Below are 4,317 nucleotides of genomic sequence, written 5' to 3' on the forward strand. Positions count from 1 at the left end.
GAGAAGAGACAGCGGCTCAGTGTTCCGGCCTCCCAACTCCTTCAAGGCTGCCTCCACGATGGTCTCGCTGTCGGGTCGCGGCTCGAGGGTCGCAGGCGAGAGCCGGAATGGCAGCCCCCAGAACTCGCGCTCGCCGAGGATGCGCCAGACCGGTTCGCCGGCCTCGCGGCGCCCGGCAAACCCGTCCAGCCTCGCCAAGGCGTCGGCTGGCAAGACCATCGAAGGATCGAGGTTCTCGGCGCCGATGCTGCCCTCGACGAGCAACCGCGCATCGAGCCCGGGACTCGCGGAGCCGGTACGCAGCAGACGCTGCGCAAGAAGACGCCGCGCCTCCCTCACGGTCGGCACGGCGCCCTCCCCTGACCAAACGCTCCCTCCGGGCGGCACGCCCGCAGGGCTCGCATGTTCGCTCAGCTGTTGCCCTGCATCTTCTGGTCGATGCACAGCTTCATCTTGGTGTTGATGGAGGCCTTGCTTTCGCGAGCGCCCTTCATCTCCGTCTGGCACGCCTTGCGGGCCTGCGACTGCGTCATCGCGCCCTGGATGGCAGCCGGCTGGCCCGACGTAGCCCTCTGGAGCGTCTTGTTCTGCGCCTGGGCGACGCCGCTCATCGCGAGCGCCATCAGGCTCGCCATCGCAACTGTCGAAACCGTCTTGATCATGGGAGGGTCCCCCCTTCGTTGGTGTCGATGCAGGAGCAACGCCGAAAGGACGATTTGGTTTCATCGCCACCGCCTACACCGCGCCTTCCGCGGCCAGGAGCTTCGCCTGATGCTCTGCGGTCAGAGCATCGACGATCTCGTCGAGGACAAGACCCTGCATCATCTCGTCGAGCTTGTAGAGCGTCAGGTTGATGCGATGGTCGGTCACGCGCCCCTGCGGAAAATTATAGGTGCGGATCCGCTCGGAACGATCGCCGGAGCCGACCTGAGAGCGTCGATCGGCCGAACGTTCGGCATCGATGCGCATCCGCTCCATGTCGTAGAGGCGGGCGCGCAGCAGTTCATACGCGCGCGCCTTGTTCTTGTGCTGCGACCGCTCATCCTGGACCAGCACCACCGTATTGGTGGGGAGATGGGTGAGGCGCACCGCCGATTCCGTCTTGTTGACGTGCTGGCCGCCGGCCCCACCCGAGCGCAGCGTGTCGATGCGGATATCGGAATCGTTGAGGGCGATGTCGACTTCGCTCGCGAGCGGCAGCGTCGCCACGGTCGCGGCCGAGGTATGGATGCGGCCGCTCGCCTCGGTATCGGGCACGCGCTGGACACGGTGGACGCCCGACTCGAACTTGAGCCTGGCATAGACGCCGCGGCCGTTGATCTCGGCGATGACTTCCTTGTAGCCGCCGACCGTGCCTTCGCTCTCGGACAGGATGTCGACGCTCCAGCCCTTCTGGGCGGCATGTCGCTGGTACATGCGGAGCAGGTCACCGGCAAAGAGCGAAGCTTCGTCACCGCCGGTGCCGGCACGGATTTCGAGGATGACGCCGCGCTCGTCGGCAGCGTCCTTCGGCAACAGCGCGATCAGGATCTCGCGGGCGCGGGCCTCGATCTCGTCGCGGGCTGCGTCACGCTCTTCATAGGCGAGATCGCGGAATTCGGCATCGGTAGCGGGGTCGGCGATCAGACCTTCCGCCTCGTCGAGCAAGACCTGCGCCTGCCGCCAGGAAGCGATCGCCGCGACCACCGGATCAAGCTCGGACAGTTCCTTCGCGAGCTCGACCGTGCGCGTGGGATCGCTCGCATGGTTGATCTCCTCGGTCGCGGCGGCATGGCGCGCCACGATGCCGTCGAGACGATCCTGAGGAAGCTGAAGGGACATCGGAGAACTCTTGCAAATGATGAAAGGGCCGCGGAGCGAGGACGAGCGTCGCTAGACCGGGACCTTGAACTCGGCGGCAAAGGCAGCGAGCTGGGGGCGCAGGCTGGTGGCGCCTTCCGGCGAAGCCAGCATCCAGTCCATGCGCTCGCGCAGCCTGCGGACATCAAGGGCGCGCAGCATCGCCTTGACCGGGCCGACCGAGGCAGCCGACATCGAGAAGCCGCGATAGCCGAGGCCGATCAGAGCCATGGTCTCGAGCGGCTTGCCACCCATCTCGCCGCAGACGGTGACCGGGCAGCCCGTCTCCGACGCCGCCTCGACGATCCGGCGCAGCGCCCTCAGCGCGCCGACGCCGAGCGGATCGAAGCGGTCGGCGACCCGCTTGTTCTCGCGATCGGCCGCGAACAGGAACTGCATGAGATCGTTGGTGCCGATCGAGAGGAAATCCGCCTCGCGCGCGATCTCGCTGAGCTCGAAGAGCAGGGAGGGCACCTCGACCATCACGCCCACGCGCAGGTCCCGCGGCGGCGCGACGCCCTGTTTCTCGAGCATGGCCTGCTCGCGGCGAATGATCATGCGGGCGCGACGATACTCGTCCGTGGTCGCAACCATCGGCAGCATGATCTTGAGGTCGCGGTTGGCCCCGGCCCGCAGCATCGCACGCAGCTGCGCGCGCAGAAGCCGCGGCTTGTCGAGGCCGATGCGAATGGCGCGCCAGCCGAGCGCCGGGTTCTCCTCCTCGACGCGCTCCATATAAGGCAACACCTTGTCACCCCCGATATCGAGCGTGCGGAAGGTCACAGGGCGTTCGCCGGCGGTGTCGAGCACCGCCGCGTAGAGGGCCTGCTGCTCGGCGGTCGTCGGCATGTGCTGCGCCACCATGAACTGCAGCTCGGTTCGGAAGAGGCCGATGCCGGCCGCCGCGGTCGCCGCGATGTTGGGCATGTCGACGATCAGCCCGGCATTGATCTGCAGGGTAATCTCGACGCCGTCCCTCGTCGCCGCCGGTAGCTCCTTGAGTTTCTCGTACTGCTTCTGCTTGCGGGCACGTAGCCGCGCCTTGTCCTTGTAGGCGTTCTCGACGTCGGGTTGCGGGCGAATCTGCACCTCGCCCGCCTGGCCATCGACGATGATGGCGTCACCGGCCTGGACGAGAGCCGTCGCGTTCGCGACTTCGCCGACGGCGGGAATGCCGAGGGCGCGCGCGACGATGGCGATATGGCTGGTCGGGCCACCCTCCTCCAGGACGAGGCCGCGCAGATGCGCGCGCTCGTAGTCGAGCAGGGCCGCAGGCCCCATCGAACGGGCGACGAGAATCGCGTTCTCGGGCAGGTTCTCGTGGGCAACGCCATTGGCCTTGCCGAGAAGGGTGCGCAGCAAGCGATTTGCGAGATCGTCGAGGTCGTGCAGCCGCTCCCGCAGATAGGGATCGGTCTGGCGCAGCATCTTGGCGCGCGTGTCGGACTGGACGCGCTCGACAGCCGCCTCGGCGGTCAGGCCGGTCAGCACCACCTCGCGCATCCGGCGCAGCCAGCCCTGGTCATGCGCGAACATGCGGAAGGTCTCGAGCACGTCACGGTGCTCGCCGGTGTGAGCCACGTCGCCGCGCTCGATCAGCTCGTCGATCGAGGCGCGCATCTCGTTGATCGCCGCCTCCAGGCGGCTGACCTCGGCTGCCGGGTTCTCGGCAATCAGGTTGCTGATCGCGACCCGGGGTTCGTGCAGCACGGCGTGGCCGAGGCCGACACCATCCGCGAGCACGACGCCGATGCCGTGGATCGGGCGGTCGAGACCGATGGACGCCCCGGGCGCGGCAAGTGACTTCAGCCCGCCGGCGGCAATCATCTCCGCCATCAGCATGGCGGTGGTCTGCAGCGTCTCGATCTCCTCCTCGGAGTAGATGCGGGAGGCCCGATTCTGGATGACGAGCACGCCCATCACGGCGCCGCCACGCAGGATCGGCACGCCGAGGAAGGAGCGGTAGACCTCTTCGCCCGTCTCCGGCCTGTAGGAGAAGGAGGGGTGCGCCTGCGCGTCCGAAAGCGCCAGCGGCTCGGCCTCGCTCGCGATCAGACCGACGAGGCCCTCGCCAGCGCGCATGGTGGTGAGGTGCACCGCCTCGCGGTTGAGGCCTTCGGTGGCATAAAGCTCGAGCGAGCCGTCCTCGCGCAGGACGTAGACGGAGCAGACTTCCGCGACGAGATTGCCGGCGATCAGGACGACGAGACGATCAAGCCGCTCCTGCGGGCTGACCGGCGCAGCCATGACCTCACGGAGACGGCGCAGCAGAACGCCCGGTCCTCCGAGAGCGCCTCGCATCAATCTCAGCCCTCCGCCCGCCTCCTCAGCCATCGACGATACGATGCCTGTCCAGACCTGAGTCGCCCGCCCCGGTCATCCTGCCTTCTAGCGACCAAAGACCTTATTCGGCAAGGGCTGCGAGCAGGTCCCGAAACATCCCCCCAAGATTTCGACGATTTTGTTGCAATTGGAACA

Annotated in this window: 3 protein-coding genes and 1 pseudogene; all 4 read right to left on the reverse strand. The window is 67.2% G+C overall.

Going from position 1 to position 4,317, the window contains the following annotated elements; all coding sequences use genetic code 11:
* Positions 1-348 (reverse strand): annotated as a pseudogene (locus ACIPIA_RS10975) (peptide chain release factor N(5)-glutamine methyltransferase); the annotation flags it as partial.
* Between the two features lie 62 nt (positions 349-410).
* On the reverse strand, positions 411-662 hold the full coding sequence (locus ACIPIA_RS10980; RefSeq protein ID WP_400509403.1) for a hypothetical protein: 252 nt from the start codon (positions 660-662) through the stop codon (positions 411-413).
* Between the two features lie 73 nt (positions 663-735).
* A complete protein-coding gene (prfA, locus tag ACIPIA_RS10985) occupies positions 736-1,821 on the reverse strand; it encodes a peptide chain release factor 1 (RefSeq protein WP_400509405.1) in 1,086 nt (361 codons plus the stop codon).
* Positions 1,822-1,872: 51 nt separating this feature from the next.
* Positions 1,873-4,140 carry a phosphoenolpyruvate--protein phosphotransferase gene (ptsP, locus tag ACIPIA_RS10990; protein WP_400509406.1) on the reverse strand — a complete coding sequence of 756 codons (2,268 nt, stop codon included), beginning with the start codon at positions 4,138-4,140 and terminating at the stop codon, positions 1,873-1,875.
* Positions 4,141-4,317: the final 177 nt, after the last annotated feature.

Source organism: Allobosea sp. CER48, assembly GCF_044752385.1.
Lineage (GTDB): Bacteria > Pseudomonadota > Alphaproteobacteria > Rhizobiales > Beijerinckiaceae > Allobosea.